The following is a 22,112-nucleotide window of genomic DNA, read 5'->3' as shown; positions in this document are numbered from 1 at the left end:
CCCCCCCCCCCCGCCTCTTCTTTGTGTTTGTGTAGTATGCTCTCATTCGCCGCTCTCCCTTGCAGATAGAGATACTTTCTATCTCTATTGGTCGCCAACACATCTTAATTTGTTGAATAGAGATATTTAACAGCTCTATTCTGCTCAGAAGCCCCGCCGTATGCTCTCATTTGCCGCTCTCCCTTGCAGATGAAATACTTTCTATCTCTATCCGTCCCCAACACACCTCAATTTGTTGAATAGAGCTGTTTTCTAGCTCTATTCCACTCAGCAGCCCCGCCGTATGCTCTCATTCACCACACTCCCTTGCTGATAGAGATACTTTCTATCTCTATCTGCTCCTAACACACCTCAACTTGTTGAATAGAGCTGTTTTGTAGCTCTATTCCGCTCAGCAGCCCAAATCAAAAAAAGGCAGTTCCGACGCGGTCTATGACCCGTTGGAACTGCCTTTGATCGTTACCTCGCGCCTACGCCTGCGCCGCCGAACTGCGCTTTGTGGAGGCGGCTGTAGATGCCGCCCGCTTCCACGAGCTCGTCGTGACGGCCTTGCTCGGAAATGCCATCCTCGGTGACGACGACGATACGGTCCGCATTCTTGATTGTTGCCAATCGATGAGCAATGACGAGCGTCGTACGGCCGACGGACAGCTCAGCCAGCGACTGTTGTATCGCTGCTTCCGTCTCAGTATCCAGCGCTGATGTCGCTTCGTCGAGAATGAGGATTGGCGGATTCTTCAAGAACATCCGCGCAATGGCGAGACGCTGCTTCTGGCCGCCGGACAGCTTCACGCCGCGCTCCCCGACAACCGTATCCAGTCCGTCCTTCTGCGACTGAATGAACTCATCCAGCTTCGCGCGCCGCGCCGCTTCCATGATCAGCTCATCCGATGCACCGAGCTTGCCGTATGCGATGTTCTCGCGTATCGTTCCCGCGAACAGGAAGACATCCTGCTGCACAATCCCGATCTGCTTGCGCAGCGATTCCAGCTTAATATCCTGGATGTCGTATCCATCGACGGAAATGCTGCCTCCATCGATCTCATAGAACCTCGGCAGCAAGCTGCAAAGCGTCGTCTTGCCTGCGCCGGACGGACCAACGAAAGCAACCGTCTCGCCCGCCCGAATCGTAAGATCGATATGCTCCAGCACCTTCGCTACGCCCTCGTAACCAAACGATACATTGCGGTAGACGATATCTCCCTGCAGCCCGTCGACTTCAACCGCATCAGCCTTATCCGCAATATCAGGCTCGGTCTCCATCAGCTCCGTGTAGCGTTTGAAACCGGCAATGCCTTTCGGATAACTCTCGATGACGGCATTGATCTTCTCGATCGGTTTGAAGAAAATATTCGTCAATAGAACGAACGCAACAAAGTCGCCATAGTTCAGACTTCCCTTTAACACATACCATGTTCCCGCGATCAAGACGAATACGGAAACAAGACGCATAAGCATATATGTGATGGAGGAGTTCATGCCGATGATTTTGTACGAGATCAGCTTCGCCTCGCGGAAACGCAAGTTGTTCACCTTGAACAACTTCCTCTCATGCTTCTCGTTCGAGAACGCCTGCACGACGCGAATGCCGCCGACCGTATCCTCGACCCGCGCGTTGAAGTCGGCCATATCGGAGAACAGTCGATTCGCAGCTTTCGTCATCTTGCCGTTGAACAGCAGCACGAGCCAAATAATGATCGGTACGATGATAAACGTAATGACAGCAAGCTCTGGATTAATGAAGAGCATAATACCGAACGCGCCAATGAGCGTCATAGCGGCAATGAACATGTCCTCTGGACCATGATGCGCAACCTCGCCAATCTCGAACAAATCGTTCGTCATCCGAGAAATCAAATGACCTGTCTTCGTATTGTCGAAGAAACGGAAGCTAAGCTTCTGAATATGGTCGAACAGCTGCTTCCTCATATCCGTCTCGATGTTGATACCAAGCATATGCCCCCAGTAGGTAACCACATAAGAGAGCAGCGTATTAATCGCATATACGACGAGCAGCACCGCGCAAGCCGTTACAATGAGACCCCAATTCTCGTCGGGCAAAAGTGTATTGATGACATAGCTGACCGCGAGCGGAAAAATAAGCTCCAGGACAGCCAGCAGCACCGCACAGAAGAAGTCGATGAAGAAAAGCTTCTTATACGGCTTATAATAGGCAAAAAATTTACGAAGCATCGGAAACTCCTTTTCTGTCGAATAAGCTTAGTAGCTTATGTAATTGATAATGATTTTCATAAAAATGATATTAAATGATTCCAATACTGTCAACCTATTTACTTCCAACTTCACTCATCCTACTGCGCCTCAAGCTCCCCTTATTATCTCCTACCACTCACAAAAGTTACTGCAGCGCAACAAATATGAGGTTAAGCTCATTAAGTATGAAGCTAACCTCATATTTTCGGCATCATTTCAGGCCTCCATAACAAAAGAGTGAGCCAAACCTCACTCCCCATGAACCTAACTTCACGACGGCTGAGGTTTGACTCACCAATTCTGTACTACTGCGCCAATTAGCTGTAAACAATGAGTTTGGCCTCATATATTAATGAGCCGCCTCACTCTCGATTCGCGATTCGCGTGTGACTTCTATACAGGTAGCAGCTGTACCTGAGCTTGCTTGCCGCTGGTTTGAATGCCTGACTGTTTCTTGCCCGATGTCTTCAAATCCGCTACAAGACGCTCCAGCAGCGCCTTCGCCTGCGCGCCCTCTTTGCCCTGAATACGTACGACTAGCTGCACGGCATTGCCTGCTTGCAAAAGCTTCTCTGCTTGACGCAGCTTCGTGTCGTAATCATGCTCTTCGATATGCGGCGTCAAACGGAGCTCCTTCACCTTGGCAGACTGCTCCTTCACGCGCTCCGCGCGGGCATCCTTGCTCTGCTGCTGCTTCGCTTGCCCTCTGCCGACAAGCTTGCAGGGCGGCGGACTGCTCATAAGCGACGTGCACACAAGATCGACTTTTAGCTCGCGAGCGAGCGCCAGCGCCTCCTCTCTCGACATAACGCCGAGATTTTCCCCGTCCAGTCCCGTAAGCAGCACTTCGGATGCTCTTATTTTCTCATTCATTACTAAACCAGTAGCCATAAGCCGACGTTCTCCCCTTCGCATCATCTATATCATCTATTAACGTCTATTATACGCCGGGAGCGGCTTGTTTTCTAATCGCAGGCGCGACCGAGGCTGCAGCTGCTTTGTCCGCTTCCCTCTGTTCGGCCATTCGCAAATATTTGCGTCCGCGCCAGCGAAACAGCGAGAAGATGCCGCGAACGTACTCGTCGAGAATCATGCAGCCATAAATGCCGATTAATCCCCAGCCCAGCTCGATACCGACATAATAGGCGAGCGCCGTCGCGATCAGCCACATGGAGAAGACGGCCAGCCACATCGTATAGCGTGTATCTCCTACCGCGTTCAAGGAGTTGCTAAGCGCCATATTCATCATTTTGCCCGGCTGCAGCAGCAGGTTCATCCCGAGCAGCGATGCACCAATCGCAATAATATCGTCATTCGACGTGAATAGCCCAAGCAAGTGCCTTCCGAACAAATATATGACGAAAGCATTTATGGTAACGACAACAAGCCCGATCCACAGCGCCCGATACGCCGTACCATAAGCCTCCTTGATCTTGCCCGCACCGAACAGATGGGCGATCTGAATCTGTACGGCCAGCGCAATCGAATAACCTAACATGAAGCAAAACGATTCGAGCGTATTCATGTAAGTCCTTGCGGCAAGCTCGCTAGTGCCAAGCATCGCGATGAAGGAGAAAATGAGCAGCTGCGTGAACACCCAGCAGAACATGTTAATGCCAAGCGGCCAGCCGATGCGCAATATTTCCTGAAACAGCTTGCCGTTGAACGTTTTGAAATCTTTAATCGCTATGCGGCGCTCGAAGGTATACAGGAACATAATGAACAATACAATCGACGCAAGCAGTCGGCAGACAACCGTTGATACCGCTACGCCGAGCAAGCCCCATTTCGGTAAACCAAGCGCTCCGAAGATGAATCCATAGTTGAGAATAACATGGATCACATTCATGCCAATCGCGATGTACATCGGCCCTTTCGTATTGCCGGTGTTGCGAATCGCCGTGCTCAGCGAGGACATAAGCGCCACAAGAACCATGCCCCCGCCAACTATCGATATATAAGTCTGAGCAAGCGGAAGCAGCGTGTCGGGTAGCTTCAGCAGCGCAGCAATCTCCGTTGGAAACGTGTATAGCACGACGCTGAGCAAAATGCCTATACCCGCGCTGACTGTTACCGACATAATGCCGATCGTCCTCGCATCGCCTGTTTGGCGGGCGCCAAGCTTCTGGGCGATCAGAATGCCCGCCCCGCTTGCTACCGTCACAAGCAGCGTCGTTACCGCTTGAAACAACTGATTGGAGAAGCCGACTACAGCTACCGCATCATCCGATATTCGGCTGACCATGAGCGTATCCGCCGCTCCGAGCAAAAACTGCAAAAACAACTCAATAAAAATAGGCCATGCAAGCACCCATAAAGATATTTTTTTCCCGTGATCCGCCATTCTATAATCCCCCTGCGCGAGCCGCCCCACTGCGGTCTCATCCTCATCAGTCTCAACCATCGTCTTTTCAAATTATAGATGCTATACTGAGCTTGATGTATCAGTTTTACAACCGAAACTATAAAAATTCCAACCTCGATTACTAAGAAGAAACGCCTGGCGGCGTCCTAACTATAGACGCCGACGTTTCGTCGAAACGTATAGAGAAAGTATGTGCACTATCATATACTTTCCTATACGTGAACGAATACAATCAAGGAGGCTTGCCCCTTATGCCGATTATCCAGATGACTATTCCACCGCTTCCCCATTACATTACAGGGGGGCCTGCCGAATCTCCCGCAGGGCGCAAGCACCCCAGCAGACGCAACATCGGCGTATTCGATTTGCTTATAGTAACTAGCGGATGCCTCTATATGGGGGAAGAGGACAACCATTTCGACGTGGAGGCCGGACACGCGCTCATCCTCCGTCCCGATGCCCACCATTATGCGACAAACGCGAATAAGGAGCATACGACGTATTATTGGATTCATTTTCAGACAACTGGCGACTGGAGCGTAGTCGAGCGCGTACTCGAAAGGCCCGCCGAGGACAGCCCTGCTATGACAGCGCATACAAATAATATTTATACTACAAAAACCTTCATCAAGCAGCTGCCCCAATTCACCAAGCTGCTTCAGCCTACGAAAATGGCAGATTCGCTGCAACGGCTCGTCCAGCTTAATATGAACGATCATATTCCGAGCGTCCGCTGGAAGCAGCAGCTTATTTTCCAAGAGGTAATTGAACACCTGTCGGCATCGATCGAGCTCGGGGGCCCTTCGCCTCAAGCGCTCTGCGCGGAGAAAGCCGCCTCTTATCTGCGCGCCCATTATCGCTCGGACATTACGGCGCAGCAGCTTGGCGAGAGCATCAACTTCCATCCGGTTTATATCGCCCGTTGCATGCAGAAGGAGTTCGGCTGCGCGCCGTTCGACTACCTGCTGCGGTTCCGAATCGAGCAAGCAAAGCTGCTGCTGCTGCAAACCGATCTTGCAGTCGCCCGAATTGCCGAGGAAGTCGGCTTCAATCACGCCGCTTACTTCACCTCCTGCTTCGCCAAATACGAGGGCATCTCCCCTCGCAAATACCGTCAGCAGTTCTCGCACGGATAAATGGACAATAATAAAAGCCGTCCTCTCAAACGAGAAGGACGGCTTTCTATTGTAGTTACATACTTGCCGAGGTTTTGCCTTTTGCAGCTACTTGCGTGTGTTGCTGCTTGCGAGAACCAGTCAACAGCCTGCCAAGCCGGATCGAAGGCAGCTCTACATAATAGTAGCTGGCTGCCGCAGCTCCGAATGAAGCAACGAATGCAATCAGCGCGATAAACGCCGGGTCCATCGTCCCGTTTAACTTATGCAAGAATGTGAGCAAAATGATCATATGGTACAGGTAGAGACTGTATGAAATTTTGCCAAGGAATAATAGCGGCTTCAGATGCAGCAGCTTCGTCGCGCGAGCCGATGACATGGCAGCCACGATAAATATCGAAGCGCCTAGCGCGATTAGCCAATCGCCTTGCGTCTCAGTAATATGCTTGGCGAACGACTTGCTGTAAATGACCCATTTGTACGAATAGCTGAATAACGCCGCTACCAACACCGCGGCCGCCAGCCAACCATTCATGCGGTTGTACAGTTGCTTGAGAGACTCTCTATATTTGGCCAGCATCGCCCCGACAACGAAGAAGGATGCATAATGCAGCGAAATGACATAGTTTGTCGTGTAGCGCGTCTCGATGGCTCCGAGCAAATACATGCTTACGAGCGACAGACCAATCGCAAGCGGCACCCCAGCCTTCCAGCCCCATTTTGCCACAAAAAACATAGCGAACGGGAATAGAAGCGAAATCCGCATCTCATGGACAAGCGTCCATATAATCGGATTGTATTTCGTCGTATTGTAGTTGGTAATGAATCGTAAATGATCACCGATCGAAGCAAAATCCGGCGACCGTGTCCATAGGCTGTTGAAGTAAGGCGTCAAATCCGTCAGCTTCTTCAGAAATACCGCCTCACGGAATAAAATAGCGATAAACAAAGCGGCCACGAACGGCAAATAAATGCGGCAAATCCGTTTCACGACGTATTTCGGGTACGATTGCTGTTTATTGCTATAGAATGGCAGCGACAGTACGAAGCCGCTAAGCAGGAAGAACATAATCACTGCTTCATGACCGCCCCAAAAAGCATGCAGCGGCGAATATTTCAGCACATTTAGCGGATACTCCAAATAACCCATACTTGATGTATTCTGAGCCATAGGCATGAATACGAGGAAAAAATGTCCGATCATGACAGCCAATGCGGCCAACCCTCTAAGCGAATCCAATTGGTCATACCTTTGCTGCAAGCGACTGCACCTCAATTTCCAATTCTTCTTATTATCGACTTAGACGATTATATCGGATTGGCGCGGGTTTGTCCGCACTTTTTTGTTTCCTGCCTTCACTCGATTTGGAAATCGCCGCCGAAGCGCGCAATCATGGACATATTAAAAAAAAGACCCGAGCACCCGCAGCAAGCCTCATGCGCTTGCCCGGGTGACCGAGTCTCAAGTCTAACTCATTTCATGATTAGTTAATGAATCCAATCTGCTTAAGCGTCCGTTGCAGCATCGTTACCGCTTCTGCGCGCGTAGCCTTGGCAACAGGCGCGAATGCACCGTCGGCTTTGCCTTCCACGATGCCCGCAGCCAATGCTTCAGCTGCAGCTGTCTTCGCCCAAGCCGCTATCGAGCCCGCATCCTTAATAGCAGACAACGGGTTCAGCGATTCAGCTTTCGCCGCAATCGCTGCAGCCGTGTTGGCATCTGCATAATGAACGGCTTTCATCAGAATCGAGGCGATTTCCTGCCTCGTTATCGTCTGCTCCGGACGGAACGTTCCATCTTCGTAGCCGCTGATTACACCTGCTTGCACGGCCGTTTGGATCTCACCCGCATACCATTTGCTTGCCGATACATCGGAGAAGCCGCTGCCGGCCGCTGCTTCATTTAGACCGAGCGAGCGAACGATGATAGCAGTAAACTCTGCACGCGTAATGGCTTTGTTCGGCGCAAAATGATTTTCGTCCACGCCGCTTACGATAAGCTTCGATGCGAGCGAATCAATTGCCGGCTTCGCCCAGTGGGAGGCCGCGTCGTCGAATGTCTTGCTGCCGTTAATGACTGTATATACGCTGTTTCCGTTGCGTTTCATGTTAACAATCGTATCGCCGCCAGCCGCCGTGAACGTTGATGGCACGAATACGAGTCGGCCTGTCGCTTCATCGAAGCGTACAGCTGTTGCTGTATTTCCGTTAACCGAAGTACCGTCTAACGTAATCGTACGGTCGTTATACGTTCCTCCGAAAGAAGCAATCGTATATTTGCTGCCATTAGCGCCTTCAGCAACGACAGTGAACTCCAGAGCGCCTGTGACCAAATCTACTTGTTGGCCAACAGCCGCTTGCTCGATCTGCTCGTTAGTTCCTCCGTTTGCCGGACGAATGGATACCGTAAGCTTAACCGCATCTCCGCCAAGCTGCTTGCTAACCACATTCCAATCGATTGCCGAGATTGGGAGCTCGTAGCTGACGTTATCGCCTTCAATGACGATCACAAGGTTCGGATTTGCAGCAGCCGCGCTCTTCACGCCCGCTGGCAACACAACCGTAATTCCGTTATCGCCAGGCGCACCTGCATCGAATGCAAGCTCATTCGTGCCCGCTGGCAGCGCCTTTAGCTTATCTGCGAATTGCTCTGCCGTAACGTTCAACTCGCCCGGCTTAACTTCCGGCGTTGGCGTAGGTGTCGGCGTTGGCTCAGGTGTCGCGCTTGGGCTCGGCTCAGGCGTTACCTCCGGCACAGTTGGCGTGCTCGGCTGCTTCGGAGCCGTAATTTCGTATACCGCAATCGTTCCGGACACTTCATGCGCCGCCAGCAGCAGCGCCTTGCCTGTAGGACTCTTCGCCGCCGGGACAAACTTCAAGCCTTCCGGCGCAATATCGCCGGCTTCGTTAGCTTCTATGTCGCCATCCACACGGGATGTCATATAAGTGACGTAAGTCGGTTTCTTCGGATTCGAAATGTCATAGACCATGACGCCGCTTATGCGCTCAAGTCCGATGAACGCATACGTCTTGCCTTCGACCGTGCCGACTTCCACGTATTCCGGCTCAGGACCTTTCGCCGCGCTCCGTACGTCCTTCATGTTGCTTTCCTCGTTATTTGCATTGAAGAAAGGATGATCTTTCGTCAACTGCTCGAACTGATCGCCGCTGTCGAATACGAGTGCGCCTGTCTCTGCATCCCACACGGAGAACGAACGCGTGCCGTAGCTGTAGAGCCTGTCGTAGACGCCTTCATCGTTCAGACCGTCAACCGCGGAGACGTTCAATCGACCCAGCATGCTGTCCGTACCGAAGGCATTGCTTGTAACATACGCATCCAGCTCCGTCTGCGTGAAACCCTCGTAATATTGCGCGTCTAGGTGGATATTGTCCTTGATCGCTTTAATTCTTTTCTTTTCGGCAAAACCATCGTATTCTCTATCATCGCCTTCGTTGGCTGTCAGGATATACGACTTGCTTCCATATTTCGTAATAGCCATTCCATCCGGCAAATACATGCCCAGCACGGGCTGCGGCTTAATATCGATAACATCTCCTCTATCGGAAGCATCTAGGCCATTCCCTGGGAGCGAATGATCCTTGAAGCCTAACGCGCGAACGCTTGTCACTTGCTTCGTGGTCAGATCGACCTCTGCCATCGCGTTGTTTTCTTGCAACGACACATACGCCTTCTTATTGTCGGCCGATACAACGATGAATTCAGGCTCCAAGTCTTGAGCTGCGCTCGATCTAGGCCCGAAGATCCGCACATCTTCAGGTATCGTAACGTCTCCGAAGCCTGCCGTCGCCACATCCGCATCCGTCAACTCGTCAATCTCGCCCGTGACGTCGATAATCGATACCGAGCCTTCCGGATCGATCGAAGCTTCCCGATCGACAGATGCCTCATAATAGCCATTCGGCTCACCCTCATTGGCAACCAACAGCTGCTTGCCGTTCGGCGAGAATGTCAGCATATCCGGCAGCGAACCTACCGTCACTGATGTAATCTGCGTACCGTCCATTTTCATAAACACGACTTTGCCCGGGTCGGTCTTCGGGCTTGCAGGCACGGATGCCGCAATGTAGTCTCCCGACGGAGAAACCGCAACGCTTGTTACGCCGTCCGGCGTAAATCCGTCAATATGGAAGCTGTCAATCGTTATGCGGTTAATTCGTTCAATCGTCTCTTCCTGCCCAAGCTTGGAGAGATCGATAATATCAATCGCTTTCTCGGCCGAATTGGTCGAGTACGCGCGCTCGCCTTTCCAATCGTATACGACGATTTCCGTGCCGGCGTTCAGATAGCCCGCTCCGCTGTCGTAACTTGCTATTTTCTCCATCGAGAACGTTGCAGCAGCTGCTTCCGCCTTATCCAAGTTAACAGGTCCGATTAAGGTAATTGCCATAAGTCCTGCAGCAGCAACCTGCAGTGCTTTGCGAATGCTTGTGCTGTTAGTATTGCGTACGAAGCTCACAATAGTTCCCCCTACGATCTCCCGATCTGAATGTACCTATCCGATACTCTCAGATTAGAACCGAGCGCATCCTAGGTCGATACCATCGTACAAGCCAACTATTAAGCCTATGTAAGCGATATTTGGAGTTTTTGTAAAAGACTCAAAACCATGAATCCTCAAACCCTTATTTACTGTTTCCTCCTCAGAAACGATTATTGAAATTAGCAAATAAGGTGTTCTGGATTCGTTAAGTAAAAAATGAAAAAAAAGCGACCCGATGGGAGTTGCTTCCCTTCGAATCGCTTCGTTCCTACTTATATAATACTACAGCAGTTCCTTGCGCAGCTCCGCGCCGGACTTCGGCGACAAGTAAGCAAACGGAATATCGAATACCGTTTTCGCTCCTGCTTGTCCTTCTGCTGCCAGCTTGTATACCGCCCGTGCATACGCAACGAGCACGCTCGCCGTAAATTCCGGGTTGCTGTCCAGCTTCAGGCCGAATTCGATGATTTGCGTGCTGTTCACGCCTGTTTTGCCGCTGCGCAGCACCATGCCGCCGTGAGGCATAGCCGAATGCTCCGCCTTCATCGTCGCTTCATCGATGAAATTCACCGTCGTGTTATAGTCGGCAAAATAGTTCGGCATCGTACGAATCTCCTCGGCAATCGCCGCTTGATCCGCACCTTCCTCCGCAACGATGTAGCATTCGCGCAAATGTTTCTCGCGTGTTGCAAGCTCTGGATTTTCGCCGCTGCGTACCCGATCCACGGCTTCATCGCTAGGAATCGTGTATTGTACGCCATGCTTAACGCCATTCACCCGGCGAATCGCATCGGAGTGGCCTTGGCTAACGCCTTTGCCCCAGAACGTATATTCATTGCCTTCTGGCAGGATCGACTCCGCCAGTAGACGGTTCAGAGAGAACAAACCTGGATCCCAGCCAGTCGAGATCACGCTCACCTTACCGCTAACGCGGGCAATCGAATCTACCTGTTCGAAATACTCCGGAATGCGCGCATGCGTATCGAAGCTGTCGACGGTGTTGAACAGTTTAGCGAACTGCGGCCCCTGTTCAGGCAGGTCGGTAGCCGATCCGCCGCATAGAATCATAACGTCGAACTCGCTTGTCAGCTTCTCAGCATCGTCAATATGGAAAGCTTTAACCTCGGAAGGAATCGTTGCTGGGTCGCGGCGCGTAAATATGCCGTCCAGACGCATGTCCGGGTTTTGCTTGATCGCCATCTCTACCCCGCGGCCCAGGTTGCCGTAACCTACAATACCAATACGGATTTGTTGTTTCATGATGCCTTCACCTCTTCATATTGTTCAATAACATAATAATTTCTATTATTAGATCCAGCCGCGAGCATCCATAGCTGCCGCAATTCGTTTAATCGAAATCATGTATGCTGCCGTACGAAGGTCAGTCTTGTGCTCTGCTGCCAAATCGCGAACAGCTACGTAGGACAGAATCATATTCGTCTCCAGCTTCTCAAGCACCTCGGCTTCGCTCCAGTAGTAATTCATCAAGTTTTGAACCCACTCGAAGTAAGATACCGTTACGCCGCCTGCATTGGCAAGCACGTCAGGAATAACCGTAATGCCTTTAGCATGCAGTACGCGATCCGCTTCAGGCGTTGTTGGTCCGTTAGCAGCCTCGGCAATGATTTTCGCTTTGATACGGTCTGCATTCACGGATGTAATAACGTTCTCCAGCGCAGCGGGAACGAGAATATCAACGTCCAGCTCCAAAATCTCTTCATTCGAAATTGCATATTGTTTACCGTAATCGCTAATCGAAGCTGTATCCTTCAGTTGTCCGATGTACTCTACATCAAGACCTTCCGCGTTATAGATACCGCCTTTGGAATCGCTCACCGCTACGATCTTACAGCCTGCTTCGCTAAGCAAACGCGCCGCAATACGTCCGGCGTTGCCGAAGCCTTGAATAGCCGCAGTCGCGCCTTTAACCGGAAGTCCCTTATCCTCAAGCGCAGCCAATATCGTGTAGACGCAGCCTTGCGCCGTCGCCTCGTTGCGTCCTTTGGAGCCGCCGATAATAAGCGGTTTGCCTGTAATGACGCCTGGAGAATATTTTCCGCTAAGACGGCTGTAAGTATCCATCATCCATCCCATAATTTGCGGAGTCGTGTATACGTCCGGAGCCGGAATATCTTTGTCCGGGCCAACGAAGTCAGCGATCGATTCCATGAACGCGCGGCTAACGCGCTCAAGCTCGCCTTTGCTCATCGTGCGCGGGTCACAGATAACGCCGCCTTTGCCGCCGCCGTAAGGCAAGCCGACAACGCCGCATTTGAAGCTCATCCACATCGACAGTGCTTTTACCTCGTCAAGCGTTACGTCCGGATGGAACCGGATGCCGCCCTTTGTTGGTCCGATTGCATCGTTATGCTGGGAGCGATAGCCTTCGAATACACGAACCGAGCCATCGTCCATGCGTACAGGGAAACTTACGGACAATACTCTTCTTGGGTGCTTCAAGATATTCGTAACATGCTCGGGAAGCTGCAACAGAGCAGCAGCCGTATCGACTTGCTGTTGAGCAATTTCGTACGGGTTTAATGTTTCTTTTGTTGTACTTGCGGTTGCACTTACAGTCATTGTATATCCGTCCTTTTTTGTTAATGTTCGCTTTAGCGCAGTACTCTTTTAGAGCTGCACTGAACGCCGATTTTTTCATTTTACCTGTTTCAAACCCTTTTTGAAACTATTTTTTATCGCAAAAATGCAAATTTTTTACGTTTTAATCCATTGTTAAATAGAGTTTCATTGATTGTTAGGTAGATTGACACCTGACATGAGAAACAATAATCGCCGTCATTACAACGTTTTTCTCTGTTCTAATTTCTTAAAAACTTTAAATATATGGTTATTTTCACCTAAAATCGTACGTGAAAACGGTTGTTCACAATATGTTACAAAACGTGTTAGGTTTTCAACAAAAACCAAGCCTGAAACGCCGCTCCAAACGAATACGATCGGCTCCCCAGCCGATTCGGACTAACCTCTCCCACCGCCCTCGATCGCCTCATCTCCGCCGTATCTTATCCTTGTCAGCCGTCCTCCATCTATCGTTTGAAGGTTACGGACTGGAACGGCACTAACGAATGAATTTGCACCATTTCCTCGTCATTACGGACTGAAAGAACCGTAATAGCTACGAATCAGCGATAATATCCGTTCCGGCAACGGCAGCTGACCTCAACAAAAAAAGACTACTCCGAGCAAGGTCGTATGACCTCATTCGAAGCAGTCTTTTTGAAACATTCTCCTGCCAACCTATGCCTTCTTGCGCTCTACGCTGATCCATACAAGTCCGGCCGCCATAAGCGCCGCCCCGCCTATTTGCAGCATAGCGATCCGCTCGTCGAACAAAATATAGCCCGCTATAACCGCTGCAGCCGGCACCGCGTAACGGAAAAAGTTCGAGCGAGTCGCGCCTACTTTGAACATGCAAGCGTTCCATACGACAAATGCAAGCACCGTACAGATAAGTACGTTATATGCAATAGACAACCACTGCTCCGTCCCTAGACTTTGCCAATCGGTCTGCCCCCACGAGCCGATCGTCAGCGGCAGCATGAAGATGGCCCCGAATACAATCGTCCACGTGCTCACACGCAGAGCGGAGTACTGTTTCATAAGCGATACCGAACTTAAGTTGAACAAAGCGCCGATGATGCTGACGCCGAATGCCATCGCATTGCCAAGCATATTGTCGGACGAAAGCGCGAAGCCTTCATCGCCCCCAAGAATAACGAAGCATACGCCGATCATCGCGATGACGCCGCCGACCACAAGCCGCGAAGTAATCGTCTCGCGAGTGAAGAGCGGCGCGAACAAGGCAACGAAGATCGGCCATGGCGCTACGTTCAGCAATGACGCGTTCGCAAGCGTCGTATACTTAATCGAGTACATGACGGTAATTTCAAGCAGCGTAATGCCGAGCAATCCGATTAGCATCAGCTTCGGAACGAGACGCCACGGGACACCGACACTGCCCTCCGTAAGCTTCAAGATAAGGAAGAAGAACGGGATCGCGACGCCGAAACGCAGAAATGAAAAGACGATCGGATGGAAGGACTCCATCGCAAGCCGCGAAATACCGAAATTCGCCCCCCATATAACGGCAACAAGCACAAGGCCGGCATAGTTCAGCCACTTCTTATTCATGATGTATGTTTCCCCATTTACTCTTATTTGCTGTGCATCTTGAACTCCAAGAACAGCTCATTGTAGTGAGCCAGCATCTTCTTGCCCAAGTTGTCGTACACCTCAAGCTTACTCGTCAACTCTTCGCTTGGGTAGAACCGTTCATCGCCCGATATATCCTCCGGCAGCAGCGCCAGCGCATCCTTGTTCGGCGTCGAATAACCGACGTACTCCGTGTTCTGCGCCGCCACTTCGGGATCGAGCATAAAGTTAATGAACTGATGGGCCCCATCGATATTGCTGGCCGTCTTCGGAATAACCATATTGTCGAACCACAAGTTCGAGCCTTCTTGCGGCACAACGTAGTCCAGCTTCTCATTCTCGCCCATAATTTCCGACGCGTCGCCAGACCACACAAGCCCAACCGCCGCTTCCTCACCCGCAAGCAGCATCTTGATCTCGTCGCCGACTATCGCCTTCACGTTAGGCGTCAGCGTACCGAGCTTCGCTTTCGCCTCCTGCAGATGCGCCTCGTCGGTATCGTTCAGCGAGTAATGAAGGCTGTTGAGCCCCATGCCGATAACTTCGCGAGCGCCGTCGAGCAGCAGAATCTGATTGCGCAGGCGCTCATCCCAGAGATCGTCCCAGCTCGTGAACGCAATGCCGTCCACCAGCTCCGGGTTGTAGACGATGCCGACCGTTCCCCAGAAATACGGGATCGAATACGCGTTGTCCGGATCGAACGATAGATTCAGGAAGTTTTCGTCGATATGCTTTAGGTTCGGAATTTTCGAATGATCGAGCGGAATGAGCAAGTCTTCTTCTTTCATTTTGCTAATCGCGTATTCGGAAGGAATGCTCACATCGAACGTCGTACCGCCCTGTTCGATCTTCGTCATCATCGCCTCATTGGAATCGAATGTCTGATAGATGACCTTGATGCCGGTCTCTTCTTCGAACCGATCGAGCAGCTCAGGATCGATATAATCGCCCCAGTTATAGATCGTCAGCGTATTGCCGCCCGTATAACCTTCGCTGGAATTCAGATAAGAAGTCAAATACATAAGCCCCAGCGCAACTACTATGACGGTCGCGAACATTCTAACCAGCTGTTTCATGCCCGTCCCTCCTTACCGGCCTTGCCAGCCCCGCCATTGCTCCGCCGATTAATGAAGTAGTAGCCGATAACGAGCAAAATGGTGAATAGGAATAGCAGCGTCGACAACGCATTGATCGATAATGATACACCTTGACGCGCCCTTGAGTAGATCTCGACAGACAGCGTCGAGAAGCCGTTGCCCGTTACGAAGAACGTAACGGCGAAGTCATCGAGCGAATACGTCAGCGCCATGAAGAAACCGGCGAATATGCCCGGCTTGATATACGGCAGCACAACCTTAGTGAGTACATTCCACGAGCTTGCGCCCAGGTCGCGCGCCGCATCGATCAGCGTAGAACTCATCTCCTCCAGCTTCGGCAGCACCATAATGACGACGATCGGCACACTGAAAGCAATATGCGACAACAGCACGGACATGAAACCAAGCTTAATGCCGATAATCGTAAACAGAATTAAAAATGAAGCGCCGATAATAACGTCCGGGCTTACAATCAGTACGTTGTTCAGCGTCAGCAGCGTCTGCTTCGGCCGATTGCGTCTCATCTGGTGGATGGCTATCGCACCAAGTACGCCAAGGACGGTCGATAGCGCCGCCGACAACAATGCGATGACGAACGTATTCAGCACTATAATGAGCAGCCGCGTATCTTGGAATACTTCAACATAGTAATCGAACGTGAAGCTCTCGAAGTCGCGCATCGAGCCGCCGCTATTGAAAGAATAGAACATTAAGTAAAAGATTGGCGCATAAAGCAGCGCAAATACGATTACGAGGTAAATGTTCGACCATTTATTTTTTTCGCGCAACGACTGCACCCCGCTTTCGGTTGCCCGTCAGTAGCATCATTAGAGCCATCGCAATGACTAGGAATACGGCTATGGTCGCGCCCATGCCCCAGTCCTGCGTGACGAGAAAATGCTGCTCAATCGCCGTGCCTAGCGTAATGACCCGGTTGCCAGCGATCAGGCGTGTAATCATAAAGAGCGACAGCGCCGGTATGAACACTGCCATGCAGCCCGCCTTCACGCCGCTGATCGTCAACGGGAATACGACGCGGCGAAACGTCGTCCAAGAGGACGCGCCTAGATCGCGCGCAGCGTATACAAGCGATGGATTCATTTTCTCCAGCGCATTGAAGATCGGCAGCACCATGAACGGGATGAAAATGTACACCGATACGAACAGGAAACTGAAGTCGGTGAACAAAATTTGTTGTGTGCCGATACCCAGCACCTCAAGCACCGAGTTGGCGAAGCCGTATGTACCGAACAAGCCGATGAACGCATAGGCTTTCAGCAGCAAATTGATCCAACTTGGCAAAATAATAAGCAGCAGCCATAGCTGCTTATGCTTCGCGCGGGTTAAATAATACGCCGTCGGATACGAGACGAGCAGCGAGAACGCCGTAATCAAGAACGCGTACCAGAACGAGCTTAAAGTCATTTTCAAATATACAGGGGTGAAAAAGTTAACATAGTTGCTGAACGTGAAGTTACCTTCCACGTCGAAAAACGAATAATAAGCAATCAGCACAATAGGCGCAATGACGAACAACACGATCCATGCCGCATAAGGCACGAGATAGAGGCTTCGTGATCTATTCGACATCGGCAGCCTCGCTGTCGCTGTACGATTCCAGCCGCTTATCGAATTCTTCTTCCGTCTCTCCAAGCCTCATGACGTGAATCGCCTCCGGATCGAAGGTTAAGCCGATTTGTTCGCCAACCGTTGCTTTGCGCGTGGAGTGGACCAGCCATTCATTTCCCGCTTCGTCCAGGCAGCATATCTCGTAATGAACGCCGCGGAACAGCTGCGAGTCGACCTTCACTTGGAGCTTTCCTTGATCAGACTTCGTAATCTCCAAGTCTTCGGGACGTATGACGATTTCTACTCCCTCGTCTTTGTTAAGCCCTTGGTCAACGCACTCGAATAAGCGACCGGCGAATTCGACCTCGAAGTCCTGCTTCATGCGGCCCGGCACAATATTCGATTCGCCGATGAAGTCGGCTACGAAACGGTTGATCGGCTCATCGTAAATATCGGTCGGCGAACCGCTCTGTTGAATTTTCCCCTCATTAATAACGAAAATCTCATCCGACATCGCCAGCGCTTCCTCTTGGTCATGCGTAACGAAAATAAATGTAATGCCCAGACGGCGCTGCAGCTCGCGAAGCTCGTATTGCATCTCCGTCCTCAGCTTAAGATCCAGTGCCGACAACGGCTCGTCCAGCAAAATGATTTCCGGCTCGTTCACGATCGCGCGCGCGATCGCCACACGCTGGCGCTGACCTCCGGACATCTCAGTGATCTCGCGCGACTCATAACCTACCAGGTTGACGAACCGAAGCGCGTCCTTTACTTTGGCGGTGACGTCGGCGTTTTTCATTTTTTTGATCCGCAGTCCGAAGGCGACGTTCTCGAACACATTCAGATGCGGGAACAGCGCGTAATCCTGGAACACCGTATTCACTTGACGCTCATTCGCAGGCACGCGGTTAATGACTTTGCCATTGAAGTAAATCTGCCCCTCCGAAGGCTCCGTGAACCCGGCAATCAATCGAAGGATGGTCGTCTTGCCGCAGCCCGACGGTCCGAGCAGCGTATAGAACTTGCCCCGCTCGATGGTGAAGCTAACATCTTTCAGTACTGCGTCATCATTATCGTAACGCTTCGTAACATGTTCAAAGCGAATAATCGTTTGATCCGGCATTCCGCATTCCCCTTTGCTAACAAGCGTAAACGGCTGATGCTACGCACGAACCGCTAGCTGCTTCCTTGCGCAGCTCGGTTCCGTGCCGCCCTAGGCGGCAAAAGCTAACGTTTCGCGGTGAAATATAGGCCCAGTATAAGAGTGAAAATTATATTCCTATATTTAAAAGAAACACTTGTGATTATACAGTATATCAGTAAATCGGCAATAGCAATCATAAAGTCGGCTATTCTCACGCGCCGATTATTCGATCTAACTCTTCCAGTTTTCTGTAAGCGCATATGCGCTCTTACAGACCAAACAAACTAGCTACTCCCCGCGTGTAAGTTCACATATGCTCTTACAGCCCATTTCCCGCCACCGCTGATTAAACCAAAATAAAGAGGCAAGCCCCTCACCCATGAACAACCGTTCACGGCAATCAGGACTTGCCCCTCTGCTTTCGCACGCCTTTATGCTAATGTCGTTGTCGCAGTCTCGCTTCCATTCTCGCTTTTCGCCTTGCGATGGCTGTACGTGAAGTAACCATACGAGAGTAGCGCGAACAGCAATGCGATACCAGCAAGAATCAAGCTGTCGCTCCATAACGAGCTGTAGTCGCCGCTTGAAATAATATCTCTAAAGCCCGCTACCGAATAGGTCATCGGCAGCCATGGCGATATCGCTTGAAGCCAGTCCGGCACCAGCTCGATCGGGAACGTACCTGCGGAGCTCGTCAATTGGAAGATCAGCAATATGATCGCAATGAAACGGCCCGGGTTGTTCATCGAAGAAGCTAGGAACTGAATAATCATCATATAGGTAATGCTCGTCAGCACGGAGTAACCAATGAATAACGGCACACTCGTCACTTGCAGATCGAGCAGATACAGCAGCGCCGCGTCGGCGATAAGCGCTTGAATCGTACCAATCGCCACGACTGTCAACGCTTTGCTTAAGAACCAGCTCCAACCGTTAACCGGACGGATCATCGGATCGCGCACCGAATATACGATCGTAAGCATCATCGCGCCGACATATAGACCTAGCGACAAGAAGTACGGCGCTAATCCTGTGCCGTAATTATCAACCTCGCTTACTTTCTCAACATCAAGCTGGATGGGATCGGCGAACATATCAACCATTGGATCGCTTAGATCCAGATCCGCCGTCTGATCCGATGCCTCGCTCAGCTTGCCCGACAACTCCTGTGTGCCATCCTCCAGCTTGAGCAGCCCGGTCGTCATATCCTTCGCGCCGTCTTCAAGCTTCACAGATCCGTCAACGAATGGCCCCACGTTCGACTGCAACGTATTTAGTCCATTCGCAAGCGTAGCAACACCGCTATTAAGCTTCTCCGCTCCTGCCGCAATATCTTTGCTGCCATCAGCCGCTGCCGACAGCTTGTCACCGAACTGCTTCATACCGCCGCTAAATTGCTCCGCGCCGGCAACCAATTGCTTGCCGCCGGCACTAAGCTCATCCGCACCTTTCGAAGCTGCAGTCGCTTTCTCGTCGAATTGACTTAATCCAGCTGTCAGGTTCACCAAACCACCATTAAGCTGGTCCGCTCCCGAGCTTAATTGCTTCTGTCCTTCTGCAGACTTCGACAACCCTGCTGCCAACTCTCTGCTCGACGTCAGCAACGTACTGAAACTTTCATCCTTCGCAAGCTCCGGATCAGCTTGCGCCAGCTGCGCTAGATCGTTAGCGAGCTTCGCCGCGCTTGCCGCCAGCTTCGCCTCACCGGCGGCTGAATCGCTCAGCCCGCCGGCGATCTGCCCCGCAGCCTGCTTCGCATCTTCGCTGCCTGCGGCAAGCGTACCGCTTGCATCAGCCAGCTGCGTCAAGCCGCCGGCAAGCTCGCTCGCTCCCGCGCCGAGCTTCGACGCTCCCGCGCCAAGCGACGCGCCGCCGCTTGCGAGCTGCTGCTGCGCTGCCGACAGCTGCGCCAGCCCGCCCGACAGACCAGACGTTCCGGCGCTAAGCGAAGCGGCGCCTTCACCGAGCTCAGAGCTGCCGTTCGCCAGCTTCGCCGCTCCCTCTTGAAGGGCGACGCCGCCGCTGACCAGCTTGCTCAGATTCTCTTGAATCAGCTTCGCGCCATCTTTCGCCTTCGTCGTGCCGTCCGCAATTTCCGTAGCACCGCCAGCCGCCTTGCCAATTCCGTCGGCCAACTCTTCCATCTGCTCGAACACCGTTCTCGTATACGCCGACGTTACTTCCTTATTCAGCTCCGCTTTCATCGTATCAACGGCCTTGCTTCCAATTTGCGATGCAAGGAAGTTAAAGCTCTCATTCGACAAATACGTAATCTGCGCAGGTACAGGTTGGTCGGAATTAAGCGACGTTGTTTTCTCCGAGAAATCCGAAGGAATTTCAATCGCCATATAATAGTCGTGATCTTCCATGCCTTTCAGCGCGTCTTCCTTGCTTACGAAGTGCCATTCGAACTTTTCGTTTTCCTTTAGTTCTTCCGTAAAATCATCGCCAATATGCAGCGTCTCCTCGTTGTACGTATACCCCTCATCGGCATTAACGACCGCCACCGGCATTTTGTCCAAATTCCCGTACGGATCCCAAAAAGCACTAATGAACATCGACGAATACATTACCGGTATGACCATAACTCCAGCTATCGAAATAAGCAGCATCTTGTTTTTGCCGATGCCGGACAGTTCCTTGCCGAACTGCTTCAATCCGAACCACTTCATATTATCCACTCTCCCGCATACATTGTGACCACTTTTGTCATCCGGTCACTTTTTCTGATGAAAAAAGGCATCCCAGTTACCTAGGAGCCATAACCAAACCTTCTTGCAGATAAAACCGCAGCCGATCGGATACTTCGCCCTTCTCAAGCGGCTTGTAAGCCTTATTCCAGTCGACGGTTAATGCCATATATAATTTCAGCATGACGAATGCTGTCATCTCCGGATCGCAAGGCTTAATCTCGCCTTTATCAATCGCTGCCTGCACCTGCAGCTTAATATACCCTACCACAGCCTGTTCAATCTGCTTTAAACCCTCGATCGCCATTGGCGTTCCAATCTCGCGAACCTCATGCGACAGCTTGAGCGCAAGCTCATGCTTCTCGCGGAATTCAAGCAATTGTTCAAGCGCTGCGTACAAATTATCGAAAAACCGCTTATTCGGTTCAATAACCGTCTCCGCCACCAATCTCATATGATGAAGCAGCTTCTTCATAATTTCTTGGAACAGCTCTTCCTTATTCGCGAAAAAAGTGTAGATCGTCCCCTTGCCGACATTCGCGATCTTGGCGACCTGGTCCATTGTTGTCGCTTTGTAGCCAAATAACGCGAACGACCTTTCTGCCGCTTCCACGATTTGTTGCCTGCGATCAACAGCCATTTGTCCACCTCCGCACCTTTGCCGTTTTCATCCTTGCATTTCTGACTAAATGACCAAAAAACCAATTCAGTCATTTTTCTGAAGTCATCATAACACGAATGTCCTTCAAACGCAATACGCCGATATGACGATTATGATCGCACCGTGCCGCGAAGATGCTTTTAACAGCAATTAACGTTATACTAGGGAGACAAGTCCTGCATATTCAATCATACACAAAGGAGTGTTACCTATTATGTCTTATAAAGAAATTACGACTATCGAAGAATGGAACAGCGCGCTCGAGGGCTCCGATTCCCGCCCTGTCGTTGTCCTTAAGCACAGCACGACCTGCCCGGTTAGCGCGAATGCGTTCAATGAATTCAATCAATACTTGAACGATAAGCCGCGTGAGGACGTAGACTACTTGCTCGTTAAAGTAATCGAGTCCCGCCCCGTATCGAACCAAATCGCGGAAGATACGTCGGTTAAGCATGAATCACCGCAAATCTTGTACATCGACAAGAAGGCTAAAGTGTGGACAGCGTCCCACTGGTCGGTAACGAAAGCTCATATTACAGCCGTCCTCGACTAATTTAATCGATCCAAACAGGCCATTCATCC

Annotated in this window: 16 protein-coding genes; 2 read left to right on the top strand and 14 right to left on the bottom strand. The window is 51.2% G+C overall.

Annotated elements, in window-relative coordinates:
- Positions 1-459: 459 nt before the first annotated feature.
- The 3 genes from V8F51_RS30560 to V8F51_RS30550 all read right to left on the bottom strand — a co-directional run bounded on the left by V8F51_RS30560 (position 460) and on the right by V8F51_RS30550 (position 4,558).
- On the bottom strand, positions 460-2,193 hold the full coding sequence (locus V8F51_RS30560; RefSeq protein ID WP_337104286.1) for an ABC transporter ATP-binding protein: 1,734 nt from the start codon (positions 2,191-2,193) through the stop codon (positions 460-462).
- 414 nt (positions 2,194-2,607) lie between these two features.
- Positions 2,608-3,105 carry a translation initiation factor IF-3 gene (gene infC, locus V8F51_RS30555; protein ID WP_337104285.1) on the bottom strand — a complete coding sequence of 166 codons (498 nt, stop codon included), beginning with the start codon at positions 3,103-3,105 and terminating at the stop codon, positions 2,608-2,610.
- 49 nt (positions 3,106-3,154) lie between these two features.
- Entirely contained in the window at positions 3,155-4,558 is a 1,404-nt protein-coding gene (locus V8F51_RS30550; protein WP_337104284.1) for an MATE family efflux transporter, read from the bottom strand.
- 272 nt (positions 4,559-4,830) lie between these two features.
- Between V8F51_RS30550 and V8F51_RS30545 the strand changes: the two genes are divergently transcribed.
- On the top strand, positions 4,831-5,715 hold the full coding sequence (locus V8F51_RS30545; RefSeq protein ID WP_337104283.1) for a helix-turn-helix transcriptional regulator: 885 nt from the start codon (positions 4,831-4,833) through the stop codon (positions 5,713-5,715).
- Positions 5,716-5,770: 55 nt separating this feature from the next.
- Here V8F51_RS30545 and V8F51_RS30540 read toward each other — a convergent pair whose 3' ends face one another.
- From V8F51_RS30540 to V8F51_RS30490, 11 genes are all read right to left on the bottom strand, one after another.
- Complete coding sequence (locus tag V8F51_RS30540; RefSeq protein ID WP_337104282.1) at positions 5,771-6,955, bottom strand: acyltransferase; 1,185 nt, start codon at positions 6,953-6,955, stop codon at positions 5,771-5,773.
- A gap of 223 nt (positions 6,956-7,178) precedes the next feature.
- Positions 7,179-10,172: a choice-of-anchor I family protein gene (locus tag V8F51_RS30535; RefSeq protein ID WP_337104281.1), complete on the bottom strand. Its 2,994-nt coding sequence runs from the start codon at positions 10,170-10,172 to the stop codon at positions 7,179-7,181.
- A gap of 306 nt (positions 10,173-10,478) precedes the next feature.
- Entirely contained in the window at positions 10,479-11,456 is a 978-nt protein-coding gene (locus V8F51_RS30530) for a diaminopimelate dehydrogenase (protein WP_337104280.1), read from the bottom strand.
- A 48-nt stretch (positions 11,457-11,504) separates the two neighbouring features.
- The gene (locus V8F51_RS30525; RefSeq protein WP_337104279.1) at positions 11,505-12,776 is read right to left on the bottom strand and encodes a Glu/Leu/Phe/Val family dehydrogenase; all 1,272 of its coding nucleotides are present in this window, start codon (positions 12,774-12,776) and stop codon (positions 11,505-11,507) included.
- A gap of 678 nt (positions 12,777-13,454) precedes the next feature.
- A complete protein-coding gene (locus tag V8F51_RS30520) occupies positions 13,455-14,348 on the bottom strand; it encodes a DMT family transporter (RefSeq protein ID WP_337104278.1) in 894 nt (297 codons plus the stop codon).
- Between the two features lie 23 nt (positions 14,349-14,371).
- On the bottom strand, positions 14,372-15,445 hold the full coding sequence (locus tag V8F51_RS30515) for an ABC transporter substrate-binding protein (RefSeq protein ID WP_337104277.1): 1,074 nt from the start codon (positions 15,443-15,445) through the stop codon (positions 14,372-14,374).
- Positions 15,442-16,254, bottom strand: a complete 813-nt coding sequence (locus tag V8F51_RS30510) for an ABC transporter permease (RefSeq protein WP_337104276.1) — start codon at positions 16,252-16,254, stop codon at positions 15,442-15,444. Before V8F51_RS30510 ends, V8F51_RS30515 begins: the two co-directional genes overlap by 4 nt.
- A complete protein-coding gene (locus V8F51_RS30505; protein ID WP_337104275.1) occupies positions 16,238-17,056 on the bottom strand; it encodes an ABC transporter permease in 819 nt (272 codons plus the stop codon). The genes V8F51_RS30510 and V8F51_RS30505 overlap by 17 nt, the downstream gene beginning before the upstream one ends.
- Positions 17,046-18,158 (bottom strand): ABC transporter ATP-binding protein, encoded by a 1,113-nt coding sequence (locus V8F51_RS30500; protein ID WP_337104274.1) that lies wholly within the window; start codon positions 18,156-18,158, stop codon positions 17,046-17,048. The genes V8F51_RS30505 and V8F51_RS30500 overlap by 11 nt, the downstream gene beginning before the upstream one ends.
- A 452-nt stretch (positions 18,159-18,610) precedes the next feature.
- Positions 18,611-20,851, bottom strand: coding sequence for a YhgE/Pip domain-containing protein (locus V8F51_RS30495; RefSeq protein WP_337104273.1), 2,241 nt, complete (start codon positions 20,849-20,851; stop codon positions 18,611-18,613).
- A gap of 76 nt (positions 20,852-20,927) precedes the next feature.
- The gene (locus tag V8F51_RS30490) at positions 20,928-21,509 is read right to left on the bottom strand and encodes a TetR/AcrR family transcriptional regulator (RefSeq protein WP_337104272.1); all 582 of its coding nucleotides are present in this window, start codon (positions 21,507-21,509) and stop codon (positions 20,928-20,930) included.
- Between the two features lie 235 nt (positions 21,510-21,744).
- Here V8F51_RS30490 and ytxJ point away from each other — a divergent pair, with 235 nt between their 5' ends.
- Positions 21,745-22,083, top strand: a complete 339-nt coding sequence (ytxJ, locus tag V8F51_RS30485) for a bacillithiol system redox-active protein YtxJ (RefSeq protein WP_337104271.1) — start codon at positions 21,745-21,747, stop codon at positions 22,081-22,083.
- Positions 22,084-22,112 lie beyond the last annotated feature (29 nt).

This window comes from Paenibacillus sp. YIM B09110 (genome assembly GCF_037167145.1).
Lineage (GTDB): Bacteria > Bacillota > Bacilli > Paenibacillales > Paenibacillaceae > Pristimantibacillus.
The sequence above is the reverse complement of the archived record's forward strand: the minus strand, read 5'-3'. Positions and strand labels throughout refer to the sequence as shown.